Source organism: Streptomyces sp. SID12501 (assembly GCF_010550245.1).
Taxonomy (GTDB): domain Bacteria; phylum Actinomycetota; class Actinomycetes; order Streptomycetales; family Streptomycetaceae; genus Streptomyces.
The window spans coordinates 1-410 of the sequence record NZ_JAAGLU010000874.1 but is presented as its reverse complement, the minus strand read 5'-3'; the positions used below and the strand labels follow the sequence as shown (position 1 = coordinate 410).

Sequence of the window (410 nt, the reverse complement as noted above, 5' to 3'; positions counted from 1 at the left end):
CGGGTTCTCGCGCCGCTCTACGACCACCCCGGCGCGCGGCACGACGTCACGGGGCACAACGGGCCGAACCGGCTTCGGCTTTGCTGCCTTCCACTGCAGTGCAAGGTCCAGGAGCTTTCGAGCGAACCCGTCAGCAGGCTCACCCACCCACTTCCACTCTGGCCCGGACACCAGGTGGGTGACGAGGTCCGGCCGCGGAACCTGCTGGATCGCGCCCTCCGCAGGTGGCACGTCGTTGCACCTCACAGCAACGACCGCTCCCGTGCGGGGGGGGCGTGCCAGCAGGACGGCAGCGCCCTTGACGCGTGAGGCGGCACCGTCCACGTCGAGGCTCCGCGCATCGAGCGCGTGCCGTCCGAGCCAACGGGGGCGCAGAGGCTGCACCTGGTGCACAGAGCCGTCCTCACCCA

Annotated in this window: 1 protein-coding gene; it reads right to left on the bottom strand. The window is 71.0% G+C overall.

Annotated elements, in window-relative coordinates; genetic code table 11:
* Positions 1 to 231: hypothetical protein (locus G3I71_RS50710; protein ID WP_203733236.1), on the bottom strand; the 231-nt coding region annotated here is incomplete at its 3' end.
* Between the last annotated feature and the right edge of the window lie 179 nt (positions 232 to 410).